This window comes from Clostridium pasteurianum (assembly GCF_001705235.1).
GTDB lineage: Bacteria > Bacillota > Clostridia > Clostridiales > Clostridiaceae > Clostridium_S > Clostridium_S pasteurianum_A.
In genome coordinates this window covers 2,307,895-2,330,709 of sequence record NZ_MCGV01000001.1, presented here as the reverse complement: position 1 = coordinate 2,330,709, position 22,815 = coordinate 2,307,895, and the positions used below count along the sequence as shown (strand labels likewise).

Below are 22,815 nucleotides of genomic sequence, written 5' to 3'. Positions count from 1 at the left end.
TTAAAGGGTCAGCATACTCGAAAGTAAACTGACCCTTCATTAATCCTTACCTTTATAATGTTCTACTTCTTTATAATTCAATATATTATCTATTATATATACAGGTCTTTCTTTAGTTTCTTCAAAAATTCTTGAAATATATTGACCCATAATTCCATTGCTTATAAAAACTGTACCAAACATAGCTATATTTATAGATAAAATTGAACCAAGGCTTAAAATGCTAATATGACTTAACGCATTTTTTATTGTTATAATTATAAATGCTATTATTCCAAGAGTAAGACATGTTGAGCCAAAATAGTTTGCAAATGAAAGAGGCTTATATGACATAGATGTTATACCATCAACAGCTAATTTAATCATTTTGCTTAAAGAATATTTTGTCTTCCCTGCAAATCTTTCATGCCTTACAAATTCAACATAAGTTTGTTTAAAACCTACCCAACTTACAAGTCCTCTTACATATCTACTCTTCTCAGGTAAAGACGATAGTGCATCACAGACCTTCCTATCAATAAGCCTAAAATCACCTACATCTACAGGAACATCTACACTTGTCATACTACTTAATATTCTATAATATATTTTTGAAGTAACTTTTTTAAGAAAAGTCTCTCCTTCTCTCTTAAGTCTTTTCCCATATACAATTTCATAACCTTGCTTCCATTTTTCAATCATCTTAGGTATAGCCTCAGGGGGATCCTGAAGATCTGCATCTATTACTACAATAGCTTCACCATTAGATACATCCATTCCAGCAGTTATGGCAGCCTGATGCCCAAAATTCCTTGAAAAATTTACAACCCTAACATTTTTATCTTTCTTACAAATTGCTTCTGCTTTCTTCCTTGTTGTATCCGTGCTTCCATCATTAACAAATATTATTTCATATTCTTCATTTGTCCCATCCATAACTTCTTTAAGTTTTCTATGACACTCTGAAATAACTAATTCCTCATTAAACACTGGAACAACTATACTGTATACTATTCCGTATCCCATATTACTTCCACCTCTCCTAGTTTTTTAATAAAAAATTGTAATTGACATTACGTCCTTAGAAATTATTTTAATTGTACTAGCGAAATATAGTAGTAATATGGAATCTATATGTGATTTTTATGTGATTAACAAAACTTATTTATTATATATTGGATATTTTATTATAAAGCTAACCCCAATATCCTTATTAACAGCCTTAATCTCTCCATCATAAAAGCTTATTATTTTCTTAGATATTGCAAGTCCAAGTCCAAATTTTCCCTTCTTGTCCTTATATAAATTATCAAATATTTTGTCTATACTTTTATCTGAAATTTTGTCTCCATCATTATAAATTTCTATAACAGCAAACTTATTTTCTTCTTTAAGACTTAACCTTATTTTTTTATTTACATACCTAATGGCATTATCAAATATATTTTCTATGGATATTCTTACTTTCTCTTCATTTCCGAAGATAGTAATATTATTTTTACTAAATTCCACTTCAATGTTACAACTAAATACTTTAAACCTAAGTACCATTTCCTCTAAAAGATCATTTAAATTTATTATTTCATTTTGGACATTATTTTCTAGCACATAATCAAGAGTATTTAAATATAGCATCTGTTTAATTTTCTTTTCAAGTCTAATAGACTCATCCTTTATTATTTGAGCTGTTTCTTCAACTGAATTTATATAGATGCCATCAATAATTGCCTGCGCATGACTCATTATAACCATAACTGGAGTTTTCAAATCATGTGATATACTTTGTAAAAACATTTTCTCATCTTCATCAGCATATTTTAATTTTTTCTGCATAATATTCATAGAATTTGCTAAACTTGCTATTTCCTCATCACCATTAATCTCTATAGGTTCCTTCCAATCTTTACTGGCTATTTTCTTAGTGTAATTCTCTAGCTCTTTAAGTGGCTTTGATATATGTCCAGCTGCAATTTTTGCTGCAAAGAAACCTATTATTATAAACAAAGCTCCTATTACCATGATTGAATATAATATACTATTGTCTACAAAGTAAGGCATATAAGTTATAAGATATGCCTTTTCGCCATACCCACTTCTTAAAGGACTTATTATAAAAAGTACTTTTAAGTTATTATAGTTTTCTTTAAACTGCTTTTCAGAGTTTCCTGCCTTATCTATAAAACCAACCATCCACTTCTTAGTCCCATCATCCTTAGGCATAGGTCCATCGGGAGGTTTATTTACATCTTCAATTTCTGGATTGCCATTCTGCATTATAACTATAAAACTTTGGCTCTTTTCTAAGTTTTTCATCTTATCAAATCTCAAGGGTTCATTAAAATTATTATTTTTAATGAGCATATCCTGAGATGTTTTTAAGTCCTGCATCTTAGCATTTTGATCAAAAGCTCTATATGCAAATAAATATAGCATTGAACTACTACAGATTATTATAAGAATCATAGCAGTAAAACTCATCCATATTCTCATAGTCAATGTCTTTATCTTAAACATCTTCATCATCTATTCACCAACTTATACCCATATCCATATATTGTTTCTATAGTTAGTTTACTTACTTTTTTTCTAAGTCTCCTTATAGTATCATCTACTACCCTATCTGAACCAAAATAATCATTTCCCCATACATACATAAGTATCTGATCCCTAGATATTACATTGTTTTTATTATCAACAAGATAACTTAAAAGCTCAAATTCCTTATTTGTAAGCTGCAACTCTTCCTCCCTAAAGAATACAGCTCTCTGTTTTTTGCTTAATACATATTCTCCAATCTTTATATCATCATTATATTTAGCTTCATTATCACTATATATTCTTTCCATAAGCTTATTAGTTCTTATAACAAGCTCTCTTGGCAAAAAAGGTTTAGATAAATAATCGTCACTGCCAAGTTCCAATCCAATTACTCTATCTAGTTCCTCATTACGTGCAGACATAAATATAACCGGTGTACTTTTATTATTTTGCTTAATATCTTTAATAAGCTCATATCCATCCGTATCTGGAAGCATTATATCTAATATCCATAAATCAGGCATATCCTTTATTTTCTGTTTAGCAGAATTACCATCATAAAATGTAGTTACACTGTATCCCTCTTTCGTAAGATACTTATCTAGTAGGACATTCAAACTTCTCTCATCTTCAACTAAATATATTCTTCTTGCCAAATTTATCACCCCACCTTATTTTGCTACAAATAATTTTATCATATTACCTTTAAAATATTATAAAATTATTGTGTGAAAACTATGTGAAATGAGACATATTTGTTTTGTTATATTATAATCACATTTATAAATAATAAATAGACTAGCAAATCCCTACAATTAAATTTGCTAGTCTACTATAACTCTTATATTTAGCTATTAAAAATATTTAATATATCATTCTCTGTTTTTGCATTTAATAGCTTCTCTCTAAACTCTTTATGCATAAGTGAACGTGATAAATTAGCTAGAGCCTTAAGATGTAAATCACTGTCATTATCACCTACTGCAATCATAAATATCAAATTTACTTTTTTACTATCAATAGAATCATAATCGACTCCTGATTTACTGATTCCAAAAGCTACTGTTGGCTTCTTAACTGCCGATGTCTTTGCATGTGGTATAGCAATCCCAAATCCAATGCCAGTGCATCCAAGGTTTTCTCTATTAATTATCTCCTTTTTAAATAAATCTCTGTCTTTAATAACTCCAGCACTGCTCAATAGACCTATCATTTCATCAATAACTTCATATTTAGTATTAGCTTTTAAATCAAGGCACATTGCATTCTTATCTAATAATTCTGTTAACTTCATATTATCAACTCTCCAATTTAAACTTTATACCTAGAGCCAAGAACGATTATTTGACATACATGTCATAATCTTTTCTTTTACAGTCTCTTTCATAGCTTCCCTACAACTGTTATATATCTTCCTAGTATCATATACATCAGGATTATTCTCTATGAAACTCTTTAATGCCTTATGGTTAGCAAGCTTTAAGTCTGTATCAAAGTTTACTTTATTTATCCCACTTTGAACGGCTTCTTTTAATAAATTAAGAGGTACTCCTGAAGATCCATGTAATACTATAGGAATTTTAAGAGCGTTTTTTATTTCCTTTATTCTATCAAAATTAAGAACTACTTCTCCCTTATAAATTCCATGCTGTGTTCCTACTGCCACTGCCAGTGAATCACAAAGGACTTCATCATAAAATCTTTTTGCTTCATCTACAGTTGTATAAACACTACTATCAAAATCTATGTCATCCTCTTTTCCACCTACTTTACCTATTTCTGCTTCAACAGATATTCCAAGTGGTTTTGCTACCTTTACTACTTCCTTGACACGCTCTACATTGGCATCAAACTCTTCCCTTGAAGCATCAATCATAAGTGATGTCCATCCTAATCTTATAGCCTTTACTTCATATTGAAACTTTTGACCATGATCCAGATGAAGTGCTACTGGAACTCTCGCTCTTCTAGCTGCTCCAATACCAATATCCGCAATATATTCAAATCCCGCATAATTTATTGCACCTTCTGTTGTTTGAATTATAACTGGTGAATTAAGCTCTTCAGCCCCATCAATTATAGCTTGAACATTTTCCATGTTGTTAAAATTAAATGCAGGAATGGCATAATTATTTTTAAACGCATCTTCTAAAAGTTCATTACCGCTAACTAACAATTTAAAGTCCCCTTTCTAAGACAATCGTTATTAAAAATCAACTTATGCTGCTTGTTTCTTTCTCATCATAGTTCTATATGACCCATAGCATATAGACCCTACTATAGAGCCTGCTAATATGCAAAGTACCCATGCTAAAGGCTTACTTACTAAAGGTAATATTAAAAATCCTCCATGTGGTGCTGGAACTTGTATCTTAAGCACATATGAAAGTACTGATGAAATTGATGAAGCAAACATTAATATCGGTATGACTCTTATTGGATCCTTTGCTGCAAAGGGTATAGCACCTTCTGTAATATGTGTACATCCTAATACATAATTTACAAGTCCTGCTGCCCTTTCGTCTGCATCAAATGCTTTTGGAAATATAGTAGTTGCTAAAGCTATTACTAGTGGAGGTGTTATACATGCTGCTGAAACTCCTGCCATAAAATAGTAGTTACCTTGTCCAAGTAACATAGTTCCTGTAACATAAGCTGCTTTATTTACTGGTCCACCATAGTCAAATGCACACATCATTCCTACAATTATTCCTAGAAGTATAGGGTTAGCCTTTTGCATAGAGCTTAACCAAGCCATCAAGCCTTTATTTACTGATGATACTGGTTGACCTAACAAATACATCATTATTCCTATTATCAATGCTCCTAAAAGTGGTAGTATGAATATTGATTTTAAACCTTCAAACTGTCTTGGAAGTCCCTTTAATAGTTTTTTCATCCATACCATCAAGTAACCTGCTGCAAAACCGGCAATTATTCCACCAATAAATCCAGAACCAGTTTCTACTGCTATAAGTCCACCAACAAATCCTGGAACCAAACCTGGTTTATCTGCTATTGATGCAGCAATATATGCTGTAAATACTGGTACCATTACTCCAAAAGCTTTTTGACCAATGTTATAAAGCATTGCAGCAAATGCATTATAATCACTTGATTTAGGATTAAATGAATTTATACCCCATAAGAATGATATTGCTATTAAAACACCACCTGCTACAACAAATGGAAGCATATATGAAACTCCACTCATTAAATGAACATAAATTGTTCTGAAAATACTCTTCTTTTCTTCCATATCTACTGTTTTATCTTTATTCACACTGTCAGTATTTTCATCACCTTTTCTTATAGGTGCATTGCCTTTTATAATTCTATCAACAAGCTCTTCAGCTTTATTTATTCCTTCACTTACAGGCACTTCCAAAACCTTCATGCCATTAAATCTATCAGGATGAACATCTTTATCTGCTGCTATAATTACACCAATAGCTTCTTTCATATCTTCATCGGTAATCTTGTTTTCTACCCCTACTGCACCGTTAGTTTCAACTTTAATTTCTGCACCAAACTTCTTAGCTGCTTCTTTTAATGCTTCTTCAGCCATAAATGTATGTGCTATACCTGTTGGACATCCTGTAACCGCAAGTATTTTTTTCATTTACTTTACCTCCCTAACGTTTAATTGTTTTATATATTCATCAATTTTATCCAATTTCCCTAAACCATCAGATTCTGCAACATTTGCTCCTGCTGCTGACGCTTTTTTTAGAGCATATTCTATCTTGTTAGAATTAAACCACTCACTTAGAAATGCTGCTAAACATGCATCTCCAGCACAAGCTGAACTTACTAATTTTACTTTTACTGCGTCACAATAATACATTTTGTTACCATCGTAAAAGTACATTCCTTTGTCTCCCAATGTTAATAGTATATTTTGTGCACCCATGCTGCTAATTTTGATTAAAGCTTTTTTTGCATCATCTTCATTTTTAATGTCTAGATCAAATATCTTCTTCACTTCTTCGTCATTAGGCTTTATGAGAAGAGGTTTATATTTCAATAAATTTTTCAACTCTGGAGTGCTTATGTCAAGAATACATTTTATTGATTTATGATTGCATATTTCAAGTATTTTTTTATAATAACTTTTGTCAATTCCAGGTGATAAGCTTCCACTTATTATGAGACACTCACAATCTTTTGAAGCCTTAAGATAATTAATAAACTTTTCTTGCTCTTCTTCTGGAACAAATGCACCCTTATTTACATATTTAAATTCATTAGTTCCATCACTTATAAAAACATTTATTCTAGTAATCCCCTCTATCCATAAAGGCTTAACATTAAAATTACTTTTTTTAAGTTCATCTACAATATAATTTCCTGAAAACCCTCCAAAGAATCCAAATATTGTAGATTTCATTCCAAAATGGTTTAAAACTAGTGAAACATTTATCCCTTTACCATTCGGAAAGTATTTAACACTTTCTGTTCTATTTACTGCATTTGGTTCTGTAGATTTTGTTCTAATATTCATATCAATAGCTGGGTTTGTTGTCAGTGTATAAATCGTTTTAGTCACCCCCAATTTTGTAATACAATTTTTACTACCATCGATGGATTTATGTTTTATCTTCTTTACAATTTTATTTTAGTTCATTTCTATACTAAAGTCTTTTCAGTATTTGAAAACATTTTCACTTATACAAAAAATGTTGATAGTGTATGTTGTTAACTTTCAACATACACTATCAACATTTCTTAACTTATTTATGAATACTAAATTAAAATATTTTTTAAAGTGATAAATAATCAATTATTATTCTAGATATTATAGTAAGAGGCAACCTTGATGTAACTTCAAACTTCTTTATCGATATATTCTTATCCTTATAACCATTCAAATAAATACTTGATAATTTTTCAAGCTTTGTATCCTCGCCGCAGCAGCATGAAATAACCTTACAGCCAAGTGAAACTGCATTTTCAGCTGAATTTATTATTTCTGGTGTTTTACCGTAAAGTGAAAAAGCAAACAATAATTCATTCTTTTTCATACTTCCACTCATTTTCATCATTATATTTGGATCTTTAATAGAGAATCCATTATATCCCAGAAGTTGAAGCTTCAAAGTAAATTCCTCACCAACAAGCTCCGTAAGTCCCCTTGAAAGCACATAAATTCTACTAGAGTTTTTTATTAAATTAACCGTTTTCAAAATATCCTCAACTGATATTCTCTCTATAGTATTAGTAGTTTCTATCAAGGATTTATTAATAATTTCATTAACTTGTCCAGAATCTGAATCCCCATTACTTTCCTTAGAAATTAAATACCTAAGCTGGCTAAACCCATCAATTCCAGCCTTTTTTATAGCCCTAGAAACAGTAGCTGGAGAAGTATATGTCTCCTCCGCCACATCTACTATGGACATTTTAATTAATTTATTATCATTATTGTTTATATATTCAATTACTTGTTTTTCAGTATTAGTTAATCTACTTAAAATTTCAGAATTCACTTTTATTATCATAATATCACCAAACTTATCATAATACCTTAACCCTATACTATGCAATACAAAATATCAATATCTTTTACATCTTTTTACGAATTCTGCTTATTGTTTTTTAATTATGCCAACTTTTCGCTGTAATTTTCTTTTCCAATTAACTTTTCATAAAAATATTTTTGAGTAATATAAATTATTTCCTTCTCCCAGATGTTCTTTTCAAACATGTGGTTAGCGCCATCTATAAACTTCAAATCGGAGTTTTTACCATAAATTTCAATATAATGTCTAGATGTATCCATTGGCACAATTTCATCCTTAGTTCCATGGACAATAAGAGTTCTACCATCATACTTAGCTGCTTTACTAAAAATATTAGCAGTTTTAATATCATCTACAAATTCTTTACCTAACGATAAACCCTCCACACTAAAAGTTCCCTTTTTAATAAATTCATCATATTCATTTCCAATATAATTGTCTGATAATATTATTTCTTCCATATTTCCCGCTGGCGCCCAAAGACATAAAGTATTGATTTCTTCATTTCTCTCTCCTGCAATAACACTTGCTATAGCACCGCCCATGCTAAAACCAAGTATTGCAATCCTGCTCTTGTCAACAAATTTAAGTTCTTTTACATAGTCCAAAATCTTATTGGCATCAAAAACTTCTTTATTAAAAGTCATGTTTTCAAACTTTCCATCACTTTCGCCGCTTCCAGCAAAATCAAATCTAGCGCTTGCAATTCCTAATTTTTCCAGAGCTCTCGATAATTTAACAAACATAAAGTGAGGCCCCATTTTGTTTCCACAAAAGCCATGATATATTATAACAATGGGTACTTTTCCCTCCACTTTATCAGGTATATGAAGCATTCCTCTTAAAATTAAATTTCTACTATTTATTTCAACTGCTTTCTGCATTATGATTTCACCTCACATATATCTTACCTAGTAATTATATATGTTTAGTATATATAATTTTGCAGTTTTTGTCAATACATTTAAATTTATTAATGAACTTTAGATGTTAAATTTAATCCTATAACACCTATTATAATTAAACCAATGAATAGTACTTTATATAAATTTATAGGCTCTTTAAACATTATAAAACCTATTATCACTATTAGTACTATACCAACCGCGGACCATATAGCATATGCAACACTTATATCTATTTTCTTAAGTGCAAGTGTTAACATACTTAAACTCAATACATAGAAAATTAACATAATCACAGCATATCTGATTTCACTAAAACCATTAGATTTTTTCATCAAAGTCGTACCACAAACCTCAGCTATTATAGCAAAAAACAGGTAAACCCAGCTCATCTAACCCCACCCTTAATATTTTTAATTATGTACTGTAATAATTCTTCTACCTCATTATCTCCCAACTTTTCTTCTAAAATTGTGGCTATGTCATGATATAGTTCATTGTCTCCCTCAATTATTTTAAGAGCCTTCTCTGTGAGTTTTAAATAATATACTCTTTTATCCGTCTCTGATTGTATTTTTATGACCATCTCATTCTTAGCAAGTCTTTTAGCTAAAGCAGATACCGCAGGTTTTGTCACTTTAAGCTTATCCGCGATATCACTTAGCTTGGGATTTTTAAGTTCATAAATCATAGTAAGATAGTAATAATCATTCATATTAAAATCTTTTATTTGTTCTTCTGATAGCGTATTTTTAATGTTTTCAATGGATTTTCCCCACATATAATTTGCAATTAAAGATATACTTTTTTCAATCATATTTACTCCTTATAAAAAAAATAGTTAAAGACATTTAATTAAACGTCTTTAACTATTTTATCATTTATATTATGTTTAAGCAATTAAAATTACACTGCTTTATCATCTAAATCATCTAGATTCTGCTTTGATTTTTTTTTACTATTATAAAATCTTAAAGCTGTAATTATAGCTCCTATAAAACAAAATAATGCTGCACAAATATATACCCACTTCATTCCATACATAAATACATCATCTCTGCCTTTTATATAATCAACTACTCTATGTCCCATTCTACTGCTCATTCTATTATACAAAATAAGTGTAGATAAAGATGTTCCAACGACAAATCCTAGATTTCTTATAAGGGCATTTACACTTCCAGCAATCCCCAACTTATTATGTGGAACAGTAGACATTACTAAATTGTTATTAGGTGCCTGAAACATTCCATTTCCTATAGTCATAATAACTATATATGCTATTAAAAAGACTACCGATGACTTTTCAGTTAAAGTGCTTATAAGAAATAATCCGAAACTTGTAAGAGAAATTCCTATAAAAGTTAAAACTTCAGAACCAATTTTATCTGATAGGTATCCACTAAATGGTGCTACTACAGATAAAACAATTGGGGAAACCATCATAAATATTCCCGTTACTGCTGCCGAGTACTTTAACGTATCCTGAAAATAAAATGGAAGTATTATATTGGATGCACTAATTGCAGTAAAGGACATAAATGCACAAATTATACTAACCGAAAACAAGCTATTTGAAAAAATGCTCAAATCCAGTAAAGGTTGTTTCTTTTTCTTTTCTAAAATCAAAAATAGTATAAGAGAAACAAACGCAATTACAAATGCTGCAATCATATATTTGTTATATCCTGTATTTTGTCCCTGAACTAATGCACCAAATAATAATACAGTAAATACAGTAAATAATGCAGCTCCTTTACCATCCAAATCCTCCTTAACATCATTTTGAGATTTTGGCAGTATTTTCATACTAAATATAAACACAATTATCCCTATAGGTATGTTTATTAGAAATATATATTTCCAACTGAACATTGAAATTATGAATCCGCCTATTGGAGGTCCTATCATGGAACCTAAAGCCACAAATGTACCTAAAAGTCCAAGTGCTCTGCCTCTTTCATTTGATGGAAAGACTTGAGTTATTATACCTTGATTAGTTGCCATCGTTGCAGAAGCACCTATTGCCTGTATAACTCTTGATATTACTAAAACTAAAAGAGAATTAGTAAATCCACATAAAAGTGAACCAATTGTAAATAGTACAATTCCAAACTTAAATACTTTCGTCTTACCCTTTATATCTCCAAGTCTTCCAAATATCAAAATAGTAGCTGCAACTGTTATAAGAAAACTTGTTACCACCCATTCAACAGCTGCCATACTTGCATGAAGCTTAGCTGACATATCCGGCAATGCAACATTTACAATGCTGCCGTCAAGTGTAGACATAAGGGTTACTAAAAGTACTGTAACTAGAATTATCCATCTTTTTTTGTAAGTTTCATTTTGCAAAGTATTCACGCCTTTTTCATCCTTTCACAGCAGTGTTCTCTACACCTTTTACTATTACATAAAACTTTTTGTAAGAACTGCATTGATATTTTTATTTCTTCTTCGTTACTTCCCTTAACTAAAATATGAATTAATTCATAAATAACCTTTTTAATTTGTGGAATAATGCTTTTGCCCTTATCTGTTAAGTAAAGTCTATAAGCTCTTGTATCTTCCTCATTTTCTTCTTTTTTAACATATCCAAGTTCTATAAGTTTTTTTACTGTTCTTGCTGACATAGCTTTATCAACATTTAGTTCCTTACTTATATCATTTTGGCTTATACCTGGCAGTCTATTTAACTTAAGCAAGTATGGATATGTTCCTATGGTAAGATTAAATTCCTTAAGCTTTTTATCAAAATAAACTTGATTACATCTATATATACTATTTATTAATCTAGCTAAATTATTTATATCCGTATCCATATATTCTCCTTCCATAAATAAAATTATCACAATATGGTTGATTAGTCAACAGTATATAACGTTTACTTCAATTTATAATAAAACTTTAGTATATTCGCCGTGATTAATGCGGATAATAAAAAAACAAATCCTAGATTCAGAAATCCGGGATTTGCTTTTATGTACACAGCACGGGCAATAACTGTGCAATTAAAATCCGCTGACGCTTACTAAATTGCAATAATTATTGTACTCTATCTAGGCGTTTATTTTAAGCCCTTTTCACTTTTACTGACCAATGTAAAATCAGATGCTGATCCTGACACTTGTTGAAAACTAAGAGATATAAAATGTTTAGCATTATCACTTCCTGCATCTCCATAGCTTAATGTAATATCAGTATCAGACTTATCTTTAAACCTAGGATGAGGGTATTTTGCAAGAACATCTGTCAGCTTAGTACCATTACCACCATAATCCGCTACCAAAGCATCATAATCTGCTTTGGTCCATGTTAATTTATCATTCTCATCCACTGTGATACCCTCAAGTGTTTTTGTAAGTTTATCCTTTTGGGCTGCATCCTCTTTTTTGTTTGTTTCTGCCATTTTATTAGCGTTAGTAATTGCGTCCATTGTTAATTCATTTAAATAAATGTATGGAGCTTTTCCTGTCCAGCTTATCTTGTAACTGCCGATGCTTTCCCAATCCTTATTAAAATAAATTACAATTGGTGTTGTTGTGTCTTTCAACGCATATGTATCAACTACCTTAACGGATTCACCAGGCTTCAAATCTTTGTGGTCATCATCCTCTCCATAATATCCATCCTCAGTTGGCCAAGAATCAGTTTTAATACGCAACAAATCTTCTTTTTTACCACCTTGGGTTACAGAACTGGCTGCTGGAATCCCATTAATGGCGTGTTTATAAAGATCTTTAAAAGAAATTGTTTTTTGGGAATTGTTTTGTAATTTCCAAAATACACGAATTGCAATCTGATCTTTTCCATCCACGTTGATAGTTTGGATGGAACTTTTCTGATTGTTATCGTAGTGATCATATTTAATATCTTGCGCCCAAATTTTGATATAGGTCATTTTTACTTTATCATCAGTGTAAGTTCTAGTCTTCAAGTCCCATTGTGGTTCTGTAGGCTTATTCATAATATTACAAGCTGTTATTAGTGTACAACTCGCAAAAACAATGGTAAGAACAAGTAATAATCTTTTTATTTTCAGTTTGTCCATTTTCTTCTCCCTTTTTTTCTTAATCTTTAGTCGCTTGTGAAAGTCAACAATCCTTGATGCTCCCATCTTTTTAGCCGATATGCTTTTATATTTTCCGCCACAATTCAATATTAGCCTAAATACTACACATATCTTTTAATTTTGATAGATGAAATTTGCTTGCCGCTTGCACAAAAGTAATTAATACAACAGGTGGTAATATGAGTATTATATTTTCATCATCAACATTATTATGTTGAAAATAATCATTCAAAAAAACAAAATACTCCTTGAGTACTTATTCTTTTAAATTTTTATAATTTTACTATAAAATTAGGTAATACGACACTTTTTTGCCACACGTTTTTTATTATAGCATTTATTTTAATGGTCATAAAGATTTTTTTGTAAAAACTTATTAGTCTTTTTTTATTTTTATTATAATGTACATTCAATTGTTATAATGAATTTTTATGACCTTAAATAATTACATTAAACTATAGAATTTTTCATAATTACAACCCCCAGGGTACAAAAACAGAAAAGAAATTAAGAAGGATAATTATCGTATATGAGGTTTTGGCTCCCCCCATCACCTGCTGACGGGAGAAGCGATGTCAGCACTAATAATGCCTAATACACAATATTCACTCCTAAAATTCCGTAGGCACGGAGGAATTTTCTTCCTTGTGTAACAAAGGAAACCACTTGCTAAGCAAGTGGAAGAAAAAAGGCTTATGCCGTTGAGTAGAAAAAAACTCCTATGTTAAAATAAATGCAGGTCTAGCCAACCGCAAATATAAAAGCATAGGAGGATGTCTAATGAAAGACACAAATAGTTTATCTCATACGACATGGAATTGCAAGTATCACATAGTGTTTGCACCTAAATATAGGAGACAAATAATATACGGTAAAATAAAAAACAATATAGGAAAAATAATAAGAAAGTTATGTGAATGGAAGGGCGTGCAAATAATAGAAGCAGAAGCTTGTCCAGATCATATACACATGCTAGTAGAAATACCACCTAAAATAAGTGTATCAAGTTTCATGGGATATTTGAAAGGTAAAAGTAGTTTAATGATATTTGATCAGCATGCAAACTTGAAGTACAAATATGGAAACAGGGAGTTTTGGTGTAGAGGATACTATGTTGATACAGTTGGGAAAAACAAAAAGAAAATACAGGAGTATATAAAAAATCAATTGCAAGAGGATTTGGCATATGAACAGATGAGTATAAAAGAACTTGTTGATCCGTTCACCGGTGAATCAGTAAAGAAGAAAAAATAAGTCGCTTTAGCGACTGCATGGGAAAACATGCGAGTGGCAGACCATTCAGAGGGCTTTTAGCCCAGCCAGTAATATGCCCTTACAGGGCTGAGCAAACCACCGGCTAAGCCGGTGGTTATGATTGCTTTACCCCAAAAGAGAGGGAACATTGCTGAAGGAACGATTGAAGGCATCTTCAAAAAAATAATAAGTCCATCTAGTGGCTAATTTTGCGTAATATTTCGTCAACTGAACCCTCTAATACTGCCTAGTATTGGCGGAACCAGTTTCCTCGTATTACACAAAATTATCTCACAACATGAACTTGTTATTTTATTTCAGATGCCTAAAAAATTCTAATAAATCTTGGCAAAAAAATAGTAAAATACTTAGAGTTTTCAATTTGTCTGAACGTTAGTGAGTTATTGAAAACCCTTAGTATTTTACTATTTTTTTACCTTAGATTTATAGAATTTTTTTAATGTTCCGAAGCAATGTTCCCTCTCTTTAGGCTTCTTTTTCATTCTTTTTAAATATTTTAGAGTAGCAATAATTCATAATGTCACTTCTCTTAATCATACCAATAAAAACCTCATTATCATCAACTACTGGAACAAAATTTTGACTTACTGATTTTGATAAAAGATCCTCTATATCTGAATCTATACGTACCGGTTTATTATTCATGTGCCTAGGTATATTTTCAATTAAAATTTTATTGGTATTTTGAAAATCAAGTTCTGGCGTATTCTTTAGCTTCCAGAGCAAATCCCCTTCTGTTAATGTTCCTACATATCTCCCATTATCATCTAATATCGGAATAGCTGTATATCTATGATATTCCATCCTCTCGAGTGCTTGTCTCATAGTAGAAGTTATTTTTTCATATATAACCTCATTCTTGGGTGTCAAAAAAAATGCTATATTCATAGACTTTAACCTCTTTTCTTTTTAATTACCCTATCATATAACATGTATTTTCAAGCTTTATATTACTTTAAGTAAAAAAACATTTTACATTTCCAATCAATTCACCATCATGTTAACATACTTGCACCAAAAAAGTCTATCGTCTAATTTTAACAAAAATAATCTGCTATTTTAAATAAAAGCCTTAATCATCAAACTTCTATTAAAATAGCAGATTTATAATGAATTATGTATGTTATTTTATCATAAAAATTTCGGGCTATTCAATATAGGGGTTTAGGTAGTTAAAGAAACATGTTTAAACTATTTTAAATAAAAATCAAAGTAAGATTTATGAAACTCAGCATATTGTTTTTCACACTTGAATAGCCCTACTACTAAAGCTTTTATTAAAATGATATTTCAAGCTTTAAAAAAATGATATTTTTAGTAATTAATTAATGAACACATTGTATTTTTATTAAATTATCATTTTTATTAATTTTATCATATATGTATATCAAAAATCAATATGTTTTTTGACAAATTTCATATTTATATTATTTTAAGTTAAATTTTCTACTAATAATTTCTTTAAAGATTCATAAATTTCTTTAACTTAAATGCTAAAAATAAATTAAACCTTACATTAGCATCCTTTAAACTGCAATTCATTATATTCTGCATTTTTTGAATTCTATATTTTAAAGTATTTCTATGAATAAAAAGTTTATCAGATACCTTGCTTAAATTTCCATCTTCATCTAAATACGCTTTTAAAGTTTCAACTAAATTACTATTTTTTTTCAAATCATAATCAATTAATCTGCCTAAAATATCATTATATATATCTTCTAATTCTCCCTTATCTTGAACCTCATAAAAGATTCTATACACTCCGAGATTATCATAAAAGCACATATAGTCATGCTCTTTATTTATTTGTAAAAACTTCAATGCAAAAATTGCCTGATTAAAGCTTTTATATATTTCACTTTTTTTAGAGCATTCTCTTCCACATCCTATTTTAATATCAACCCTTGGGATATTTCTACTTATATAATTTTTTAACTCCTGAACCACTAAGTTAGTCTCTTCTTTTATATTACTTAAAATAGTCATAATTATGATATATAAATCATCCTTGCATGTACACAAAATTTTTTTATTAAATTTATGCATAACTTCATTTACGCCTTTTTCCATAATTTTATTTGTGTCATATTTTTGATTAGACTTATCCTTATCTATATTGACTACAATGACTGTATAACTACTGTTTATATCATATCCATACAGAAACTCATTTTTTAAAAATTCATTGCTATATTCCACTTTACCACGTATTAAGTTTTCCATAGGTTCAGTCGTATTTTTATCTTCTATTTCACTTACAAATGTAGCCCTGCATATACTTTCTACGATTTTAGAAATATCTACTTCAGAAGGTAACTCAAAGATGGGAAAGTTTATACTATTAGCATAGTCCTTAACCTCCTTCGGAACTCTTTTTATACAAGATCCTATACTTACAATAAGCCCAGAAAGATTTTTACTGCTGATATTTCTCACTAAATTCAATAAATTGTCCTCTTTTATTGAATTTCCAGTAGTAAGCATTAAAGCTCCATTTGTAACCCAATTGCTAGCTTGCGGTGATTCAGCCACATGTGCCCACAGGATTATCCTATCAAGTCCACCCTCTCCAGCCACTAATTTAAGTTGTTCTAACTGAGGAAGTTCTACTATGTTCCTACATGAAATCAATTATTTTCACCTCACAAAATCCTATAACTATTTAGTGTAGTAATATAAATCTAATCTTATCTTGCCACTATTAACACTATAATTTTTCACCTTAAAAGGTTCTATAGATTTTTTCTTTAAAATAATATCGTTATTCTGTACATATACATACGCAGAGTTTATTTTCTTTAGAATTTTATTGTAATATGCTTTAGGCACAGAAATTCTTCCGACACTAACATTTTTAAGAGTAAAATTAATTGTATCATTTTTTACATAAGGTTCAAAATCAATTATAACTTGAGTTGGTATTATACTTAAAACTTTAGTATTAGCATAAACTTTTATTTGATTATTACGAGCTTCTGTTTTTAGTCCACTAAGATTTACGTCATTTTTGATATATCTATATAGCATATTATTAAAATCATCTTCAGTTAAAAAATAGCTTACTTCAATTCTGTCACTTTTAACATTCACTTTACTGTCTAATTGTGCAATTTGTCCATCAACTGTTCCTTTATTTTTTGGAAGAGATATATTTTTTACAGGACTTATAGAAAATATAATACCTGAAATTATAAGAATAATTATTAAAAGCGTGACAAAAAATCCAATTTTCTTTTTCACCATACTAACGCCCTCCATTAAACCTTATTTTAGTAACTATTATATAGTAATAAATACGTATTTACAATTTTTCCTATTTTAAATTTAAGCTTTTATATGCTATATAATACAAATAGTATATGAAAGGTTAAAAACTCTATACTTGTAAGTTATAAAAAATATGTTGTTACACCAATAATTTATAATTATTATCCCAAAATTTTTTAATGTTATTAGTTTATTACTGACGCCTATAACCTGCTGACGAGCAAAGCAATGTCAGCACTCAACCCCCGTATATAATAATATTCCGTAGGGACAGAGGAATATTTTCCTTGCTCCACTTTCAAATTGAAATAACAGTGCTGAAGTAACAATTAAAGGCATCTTCAAAAAAATAATAAGTCTATCTAGTGGCTAATTTTGCGTAATATTTCATCAACTGAACCCGTTAAGACTTCCCAGTATTATCGGAACCAGTTTCCTCGTATTACACAAAATTATCTCACAACATGGACTTATTATTTTCTATCAGATACCTAAAAAATCCTAATAAATCTTGGTGAAAAAATAGTAAAATACTTAGAGTTTTCAATTTTATCATACACGAGGCTTGGGCTTTAGCCCATTATCCTTCTTAACTTCAAACAGCCAATCTCTACATTGTAAAAGTTTTATATAAATCTTTTAATTAATAAATCATGGTTGTTAATCGTAGACATTAAGATCGCCTGTATTTTATAAAGAAGGATAATGGGTCCTTGACCCAAACCTCAATTATGATAAGATTTATAGGGTTTTTTTAATGTTCAAAGCACTGTTATTTCAATTTTTTTTATTCATCTATTAACCTATATCCCACACCAACCTCAGTATATATATATTCCGGCTGTGCTGGATCTTTTTCTATTTTCCTTCTAAGACTTGCCATAAATACCCTGAGTGATTGAGCTTCATTTCCTACTTGAGCTCCCCATATTTCATTTATTATAAAATTATGAGTTAAAACTCTCCCTGAATACTTGCATAATAAAAACATTATCTTATATTCAATAGGAGTCAAATGTACTTCTTTATCATTTACTAATACTTGCCTCTTTTTAAAATCCACAGATAAATTCCTTACCTTAAAAGACTCTAGGTCTTTGTCCTCCTTTTTATTTATCTTAACATGCCTTAAAGACACCCTTATTCTTGCAAGCAACTCACTTATTCCAAAGGGTTTCGTTAAATAGTCATCTGCTCCTTTATCAAGTGCCTCAACCTTTTGATGCTCATTATCCCTTGCTGAAACAATTATTATAGGAGTCTTTGACCATTCTCGTATCTTTTTTACAACCTCAATACCATCTATATCTGGAAGACCTAAATCTAATATTATAATATCAGGATTATTAGACATAGAAAGAGCAATAGCTTCATTTCCCTTATCAGTCTCTATACATTTATATCCCTGTGTTAAAAGCGCTGTAGTTATAAAATTTCTTATAGGCTTATCATCTTCTACTAAAAGAACATAAGGTTTATCATTCATATTAATCCCCTCCTGATCATTCTTTAGGAATATTGAACTTAAAAATAGCTCCCCCACTTTTTGAGTTAATAGCCTGTATCATACCACCATGAGCTTCCACTATAGATTTGCAAATTGCAAGGCCAAGACCCACACCACGCCTTGAATCGGATATTTTACTTCCATTTGTAAAAAATCTATCAAATATATTGGGCAGTATATCTTCCGAAATTCCCTGTCCACTATCTATTACTTCAAAAACAACATTTTTTTCATCTTCATATACTTTTATCTCTATAGTAGAACCCTTCGGTGAAAATTTCGAGGCGTTATCTAGAAGATTTATTATAACCTGTTCAATTAAACTTCCATCCATAGATACCATTATAACATTCTCGGGGATATTTACCTTTATTTTATGGTCTTTAAAATATTTTGAACTTCTCTGTACCGCTTCAGAAATAACCTCTTCTACCAGCTCAATATCTTTCTTTATTTCCATACTTCCTTCGTCAAACCTTGTCATACTAAGTAGATTTTCAACTAATCTTATGAGCCATTCAGTATCATCATATATTCCATTCAGTAATTCCTTTTTTGTCCCTTCTCCTATAGCTTCTCCATTTTCCAGTATAGTACTTACAGCTCCCTTTATACCAGCCAGAGGACTTCTTAAATCATGCGAAATAGATCTCAAAAGATTACTTCTAAGCCTCTCCCTCTCTATCTCCACTTTTGATTTTTCCTGCTCTTTTGATAAAATTTCTCTATCAAGTGCGATAGCAATTTGGCTGGTTACAGTCTCTACCATAAACTTCTTTTCTGGTCTTAAAGGTCCACTGGGACATGACACGCCAATTACACCAAGTATTTTGTTTTTAATTTTTATTGGAACATAGTATCCCTTAGCTTTATAAAAAGTGTTAGTTCCACAGCCTGATTCCTTTCCATTTAAAAATGTCCAATACGCTGCTGCATTCTCGTCCTTATCCATTATAATTTCTTCTTTAGCTCCCTTATCCTTCTTATAAACAAAAGGTGTTGAAAGCTTATTATTATTTGCTAGATAACATATTACATTTCTATTTACAAGTCTTGATATATATTTTATTCCTATAGATACAACATCATAAGTTCCAACTGCACTTAACAGTTTTCCACTTACAATATAAAGTGTCTGCGTTCTTTTTTCCCTTATACTTGAACTTTGTGCTTCTCTTTGTACCTTATTGGTAAGTCCCCCTACTATAAAAGCAACTATCATCATTATTGGAAAAGTCACAATATAACTCTTATCATAAACTCTAAAAGAATTCCTTGGTTCTGTAAACATATAATTAAATATAAGTACTCCAACAAAGGATGATATTATTCCCATAATCTGTCCTGTAGTTGTCATATAAACTATAATAACACCCAAAATAAAAATCATTATTTCATTAACATTGGAAAACCCTCCATAATCAAAAATCTTGGCTATTCCAACAGTAGTTGCCATAATTAGTATAGTTCTAATTAAGTCCTTATAGGATACTTTAGACTCACTGATTATTTTGGGTAAAATTTTCTTCTTCTTATCACTGTAATATGAGGAATTTGGTATCATATACACATCTATATAAGAGCTAGAATCTATAAGTTTATCAACTACATCTCTAGCGTAAAAATGCAGTATTGTTCCTGTTTTTTTATGATTTTTTCCTATTATTATTTTAGTTGTATTTCTAAGCTCTGCATACCTTATTATTTGATCTGCCACATTTTCTCCGCTGACAGTTGCAAGCTCACCACCAAGCTGTTCTACTAATCTAAAATTTGAATTTAAAGTTTCCTTATCAGCCTTATTTAGTGTTCTACCCGTATCAACATAAAGTGCTATCCATTTTGAATGATATACTTCTGACATTCTAGCTGCCGTTCTTATTATTCTAGCAGAAGATGGAGAAGTACCTATACATGCAAGTATCTGATCCGAGGTTGCCATTACAGTAATTTGTCCTTTTGATAATCTTGCAATCTCAATTTCAAAGTTAACTCTATCAGCAGTTCTCCTTAAAGCAATTTCCCTTAAGGCATACAAGTTATTTTTGGTAAAAAAATTGTGAAAGGCTCTTTTAAGTTGGTCTTTTTTATAAACCTTTCCGTCACTAAATCTTTTTAAAAGTTCATCCGGCTCAATATCTATTAATTCTACCTTGTCAGCATCATCAAAAACCTTATCTGGAATGGTTTCTCTTACAGAAATATGAGTTATATTTGCTACAATATCATTTAAACTTTCAATATGCTGTACATTTAAGGTTGTGTACACATCAATTCCCGCGTCCAAAAGTTCCTCTATATCCTGCCACCTTTTTCTATTCCTTTGACTTTTAGCATTTGTATGCGCTAATTCATCCACAAGTATTATCTCTGGCTTCCTTAAAAGTGCTTTATCAATATCAAATTCTCTTAAAATAACTCCATTATAATTAATATTTTTTATAGGAATTTCAGGAAGTCCCTTAGTTAATTCCATAGTATCTCTTCTACCATGCGGTTCTATATATCCTATAACTATATCTTTACCCATTTTCTTTGTCTCATGAGCCGCTCTAAGCATTGCATATGTCTTACCAACACCAGCAGAATATCCAAAAAATATTTTTAATTTTCCTCTATTTTCTTTATCTTCTTCCTTGTCAATTTTATTTAAAAGATAATATGGATCAGGCCTTTTATAATTAGTATCCATATAAACTTCCTCCATTCTAATTATGGGTAAACCATATTTACTTGTGGTTTACCCATAAAATGAATTTTATTATTGTTTGTAATAAATAGTCTTATCTAATTCGATTGTATCTCCCCTAAAAATCCCTTTGAGAACTTTCTTGCCAGCATAATTTTCTTTATTCTTATTGATTGCTATCTTTATCTTGTTGTTTATAACAAAATACTTACCCTGTGTAGAAAAAGCATCTCTATATTCATTATATATAATAGTACAATTGTTATTATTCTTATTCAATACTAAAGTAACATTTCCTTTTTCTGATAAATATTTTCCCGCATATGGATTGTACTTATAGTTCGTCTGATATTTAATAAAGAAATAACCAACTATACTTATTATAATAATTGAACCTATTACAATAGCAAATTTTTTCATTATCTTCACCCTATTTTACTATTTTTTTATCATAGAAGCTATTTCAAGATTAACCTTAAGAACATTAACTCTGTCCTCTCCAAGTACACCAAATGTTTTTCCCTCTGTATATTTTTGCACTATATCTTTAAGTTTACTATCACTTATTCCTGTTGCTTTAGATACTGCAGGTATTTGAATCTCAGCAGCTTTAGGACTTATATCTGGGTCGAGACCTGAACCTGAACTAGTTAAAAGATCCGTTGGTATATCAGATTTTTTAACTCCCGGATGATCCTTTAGAAAATCAGCTATATCCTTTTTAACTCTATCCTTTAAAGCCTTATTAGATGGTGCTAGATTTTGTGAGCCTGAGCTAACTCCAGTATATTTTCCATCCTTCACATCTTTTTCAGTATAGGTATTATAATTTATAGAAGAAACCCTTCCCCTAAAAAACCTTTTGTCCGTAAAATTTTGTCCTAAAAGTGCAGAGCCAACCTCTTTACCTTTAAAAGTAACTATACTTCCATTCGCCTTATTATGAAAAATAGTCTGACCTACTCCTGTTATAAAAAGTGGATATATAAGTCCACAAACTATTATCAAAACAATACTTAATCTGAGAGAAGTTTTTAAATACTTTATCACAATAATCA

Annotated in this window: 22 protein-coding genes; 1 reads left to right on the top strand and 21 read right to left on the bottom strand. The window is 30.2% G+C overall.

From position 1 onward, the window contains the following. Positions 1-39: 39 nt before the first annotated feature. The 14 genes from BEE63_RS10325 to BEE63_RS10260 form a co-directional block, all read right to left on the bottom strand. Entirely contained in the window at positions 40-1,005 is a 966-nt protein-coding gene (locus BEE63_RS10325) for a glycosyltransferase family 2 protein (RefSeq protein WP_066021305.1), read from the bottom strand. A gap of 135 nt (positions 1,006-1,140) precedes the next feature. Beyond that, positions 1,141-2,499, bottom strand: a complete 1,359-nt coding sequence (locus tag BEE63_RS10320) for a HAMP domain-containing sensor histidine kinase (protein WP_066021304.1) — start codon at positions 2,497-2,499, stop codon at positions 1,141-1,143. Next, entirely contained in the window at positions 2,499-3,173 is a 675-nt protein-coding gene (locus BEE63_RS10315) for a response regulator transcription factor (RefSeq protein ID WP_066021303.1), read from the bottom strand. The genes BEE63_RS10320 and BEE63_RS10315 overlap by 1 nt, the downstream gene beginning before the upstream one ends. 191 nt (positions 3,174-3,364) lie before the next feature. Beyond that, positions 3,365-3,811 carry a PTS sugar transporter subunit IIA gene (locus tag BEE63_RS10310; protein ID WP_066021302.1) on the bottom strand — a complete coding sequence of 149 codons (447 nt, stop codon included), beginning with the start codon at positions 3,809-3,811 and terminating at the stop codon, positions 3,365-3,367. 30 nt (positions 3,812-3,841) lie between these two features. After that, positions 3,842-4,693: a class II fructose-bisphosphate aldolase gene (locus tag BEE63_RS10305; protein ID WP_066021301.1), complete on the bottom strand. Its 852-nt coding sequence runs from the start codon at positions 4,691-4,693 to the stop codon at positions 3,842-3,844. A gap of 42 nt (positions 4,694-4,735) precedes the next feature. Further along, positions 4,736-6,139 carry a PTS fructose transporter subunit IIC gene (locus BEE63_RS10300; RefSeq protein WP_066021300.1) on the bottom strand — a complete coding sequence of 468 codons (1,404 nt, stop codon included), beginning with the start codon at positions 6,137-6,139 and terminating at the stop codon, positions 4,736-4,738. Beyond that, positions 6,140-7,066, bottom strand: coding sequence for a 1-phosphofructokinase (gene pfkB, locus BEE63_RS10295; protein WP_278286415.1), 927 nt, complete (start codon positions 7,064-7,066; stop codon positions 6,140-6,142). Between the two features lie 214 nt (positions 7,067-7,280). Further along, complete coding sequence (locus tag BEE63_RS10290; protein WP_066021299.1) at positions 7,281-8,018, bottom strand: MurR/RpiR family transcriptional regulator; 738 nt, start codon at positions 8,016-8,018, stop codon at positions 7,281-7,283. A gap of 101 nt (positions 8,019-8,119) precedes the next feature. Then, a complete protein-coding gene (locus BEE63_RS10285) occupies positions 8,120-8,923 on the bottom strand; it encodes an alpha/beta hydrolase (RefSeq protein WP_066021298.1) in 804 nt (267 codons plus the stop codon). Positions 8,924-9,012: 89 nt separating this feature from the next. Beyond that, positions 9,013-9,336 carry a DMT family transporter gene (locus BEE63_RS10280; protein WP_066021297.1) on the bottom strand — a complete coding sequence of 108 codons (324 nt, stop codon included), beginning with the start codon at positions 9,334-9,336 and terminating at the stop codon, positions 9,013-9,015. Beyond that, positions 9,333-9,761: a MarR family transcriptional regulator gene (locus tag BEE63_RS10275; protein ID WP_066021296.1), complete on the bottom strand. Its 429-nt coding sequence runs from the start codon at positions 9,759-9,761 to the stop codon at positions 9,333-9,335. Before BEE63_RS10275 ends, BEE63_RS10280 begins: the two co-directional genes overlap by 4 nt. A gap of 89 nt (positions 9,762-9,850) precedes the next feature. Then, a complete protein-coding gene (locus BEE63_RS10270; RefSeq protein ID WP_066021295.1) occupies positions 9,851-11,308 on the bottom strand; it encodes an MFS transporter in 1,458 nt (485 codons plus the stop codon). Continuing rightward, the gene (locus BEE63_RS10265) at positions 11,305-11,766 is read right to left on the bottom strand and encodes a MarR family winged helix-turn-helix transcriptional regulator (protein ID WP_066021294.1); all 462 of its coding nucleotides are present in this window, start codon (positions 11,764-11,766) and stop codon (positions 11,305-11,307) included. The genes BEE63_RS10270 and BEE63_RS10265 overlap by 4 nt, the downstream gene beginning before the upstream one ends. A 245-nt stretch (positions 11,767-12,011) precedes the next feature. Further along, a complete protein-coding gene (locus BEE63_RS10260; protein WP_066021293.1) occupies positions 12,012-12,995 on the bottom strand; it encodes a DUF5067 domain-containing protein in 984 nt (327 codons plus the stop codon). Positions 12,996-13,796: 801 nt separating this feature from the next. Here BEE63_RS10260 and tnpA point away from each other — a divergent pair. Then, on the top strand, positions 13,797-14,270 hold the full coding sequence (gene tnpA, locus BEE63_RS10255; protein WP_066021292.1) for an IS200/IS605 family transposase: 474 nt from the start codon (positions 13,797-13,799) through the stop codon (positions 14,268-14,270). 486 nt (positions 14,271-14,756) lie between these two features. On the opposite strand, the gene BEE63_RS10250 is transcribed toward tnpA, so the two are convergent. The 7 genes from BEE63_RS10250 to BEE63_RS10220 form a co-directional block, all read right to left on the bottom strand. Further along, positions 14,757-15,179, bottom strand: a complete 423-nt coding sequence (locus BEE63_RS10250) for a CBS domain-containing protein (protein ID WP_066021291.1) — start codon at positions 15,177-15,179, stop codon at positions 14,757-14,759. Between the two features lie 573 nt (positions 15,180-15,752). After that, a complete protein-coding gene (locus BEE63_RS10245) occupies positions 15,753-16,925 on the bottom strand; it encodes a PucR family transcriptional regulator (protein ID WP_066021290.1) in 1,173 nt (390 codons plus the stop codon). 27 nt (positions 16,926-16,952) lie between these two features. Beyond that, complete coding sequence (locus BEE63_RS10240) at positions 16,953-17,537, bottom strand: hypothetical protein (protein WP_066021289.1); 585 nt, start codon at positions 17,535-17,537, stop codon at positions 16,953-16,955. Positions 17,538-18,348: 811 nt separating this feature from the next. Beyond that, complete coding sequence (locus BEE63_RS10235) at positions 18,349-19,047, bottom strand: response regulator (RefSeq protein ID WP_066021288.1); 699 nt, start codon at positions 19,045-19,047, stop codon at positions 18,349-18,351. Positions 19,048-19,063: 16 nt separating this feature from the next. Then, on the bottom strand, positions 19,064-21,760 hold the full coding sequence (locus BEE63_RS10230; RefSeq protein ID WP_066021287.1) for a sensor histidine kinase: 2,697 nt from the start codon (positions 21,758-21,760) through the stop codon (positions 19,064-19,066). Positions 21,761-21,829: 69 nt separating this feature from the next. Next, a complete protein-coding gene (locus tag BEE63_RS10225) occupies positions 21,830-22,177 on the bottom strand; it encodes a hypothetical protein (RefSeq protein ID WP_066021286.1) in 348 nt (115 codons plus the stop codon). An 18-nt stretch (positions 22,178-22,195) separates the two neighbouring features. Beyond that, entirely contained in the window at positions 22,196-22,804 is a 609-nt protein-coding gene (locus tag BEE63_RS10220) for a K(+)-transporting ATPase subunit C (protein ID WP_066023210.1), read from the bottom strand. Positions 22,805-22,815 lie beyond the last annotated feature (11 nt).

Coding starts and splice junctions, on each gene's coding strand:
- BEE63_RS10325 (WP_066021305.1), bottom strand. CDS start 1,005: ATGGGATACGGAATAGTATACAGTATAGTTGTTCCAGTGTTTAATGAG.
- BEE63_RS10320 (WP_066021304.1), bottom strand. CDS start 2,499: ATGAAGATGTTTAAGATAAAGACATTGACTATGAGAATATGGATGAGT.
- BEE63_RS10310 (WP_066021302.1), bottom strand. CDS start 3,811: ATGAAGTTAACAGAATTATTAGATAAGAATGCAATGTGCCTTGATTTA.
- BEE63_RS10300 (WP_066021300.1), bottom strand. CDS start 6,139: ATGAAAAAAATACTTGCGGTTACAGGATGTCCAACAGGTATAGCACAT.
- BEE63_RS10290 (WP_066021299.1), bottom strand. CDS start 8,018: ATGATAATAAAAGTGAATTCTGAAATTTTAAGTAGATTAACTAATACT.
- BEE63_RS10285 (WP_066021298.1), bottom strand. CDS start 8,923: ATGCAGAAAGCAGTTGAAATAAATAGTAGAAATTTAATTTTAAGAGGA.
- BEE63_RS10280 (WP_066021297.1), bottom strand. CDS start 9,336: ATGAGCTGGGTTTACCTGTTTTTTGCTATAATAGCTGAGGTTTGTGGT.
- BEE63_RS10275 (WP_066021296.1), bottom strand. CDS start 9,761: ATGATTGAAAAAAGTATATCTTTAATTGCAAATTATATGTGGGGAAAA.
- BEE63_RS10265 (WP_066021294.1), bottom strand. CDS start 11,766: ATGGATACGGATATAAATAATTTAGCTAGATTAATAAATAGTATATAT.
- BEE63_RS10260 (WP_066021293.1), bottom strand. CDS start 12,995: ATGGACAAACTGAAAATAAAAAGATTATTACTTGTTCTTACCATTGTT.
- tnpA (WP_066021292.1), top strand. CDS start 13,797: ATGAAAGACACAAATAGTTTATCTCATACGACATGGAATTGCAAGTAT.
- BEE63_RS10250 (WP_066021291.1), bottom strand. CDS start 15,179: ATGAATATAGCATTTTTTTTGACACCCAAGAATGAGGTTATATATGAA.
- BEE63_RS10240 (WP_066021289.1), bottom strand. CDS start 17,537: ATGGTGAAAAAGAAAATTGGATTTTTTGTCACGCTTTTAATAATTATT.
- BEE63_RS10235 (WP_066021288.1), bottom strand. CDS start 19,047: ATGAATGATAAACCTTATGTTCTTTTAGTAGAAGATGATAAGCCTATA.
- BEE63_RS10230 (WP_066021287.1), bottom strand. CDS start 21,760: ATGGATACTAATTATAAAAGGCCTGATCCATATTATCTTTTAAATAAA.
- BEE63_RS10225 (WP_066021286.1), bottom strand. CDS start 22,177: ATGAAAAAATTTGCTATTGTAATAGGTTCAATTATTATAATAAGTATA.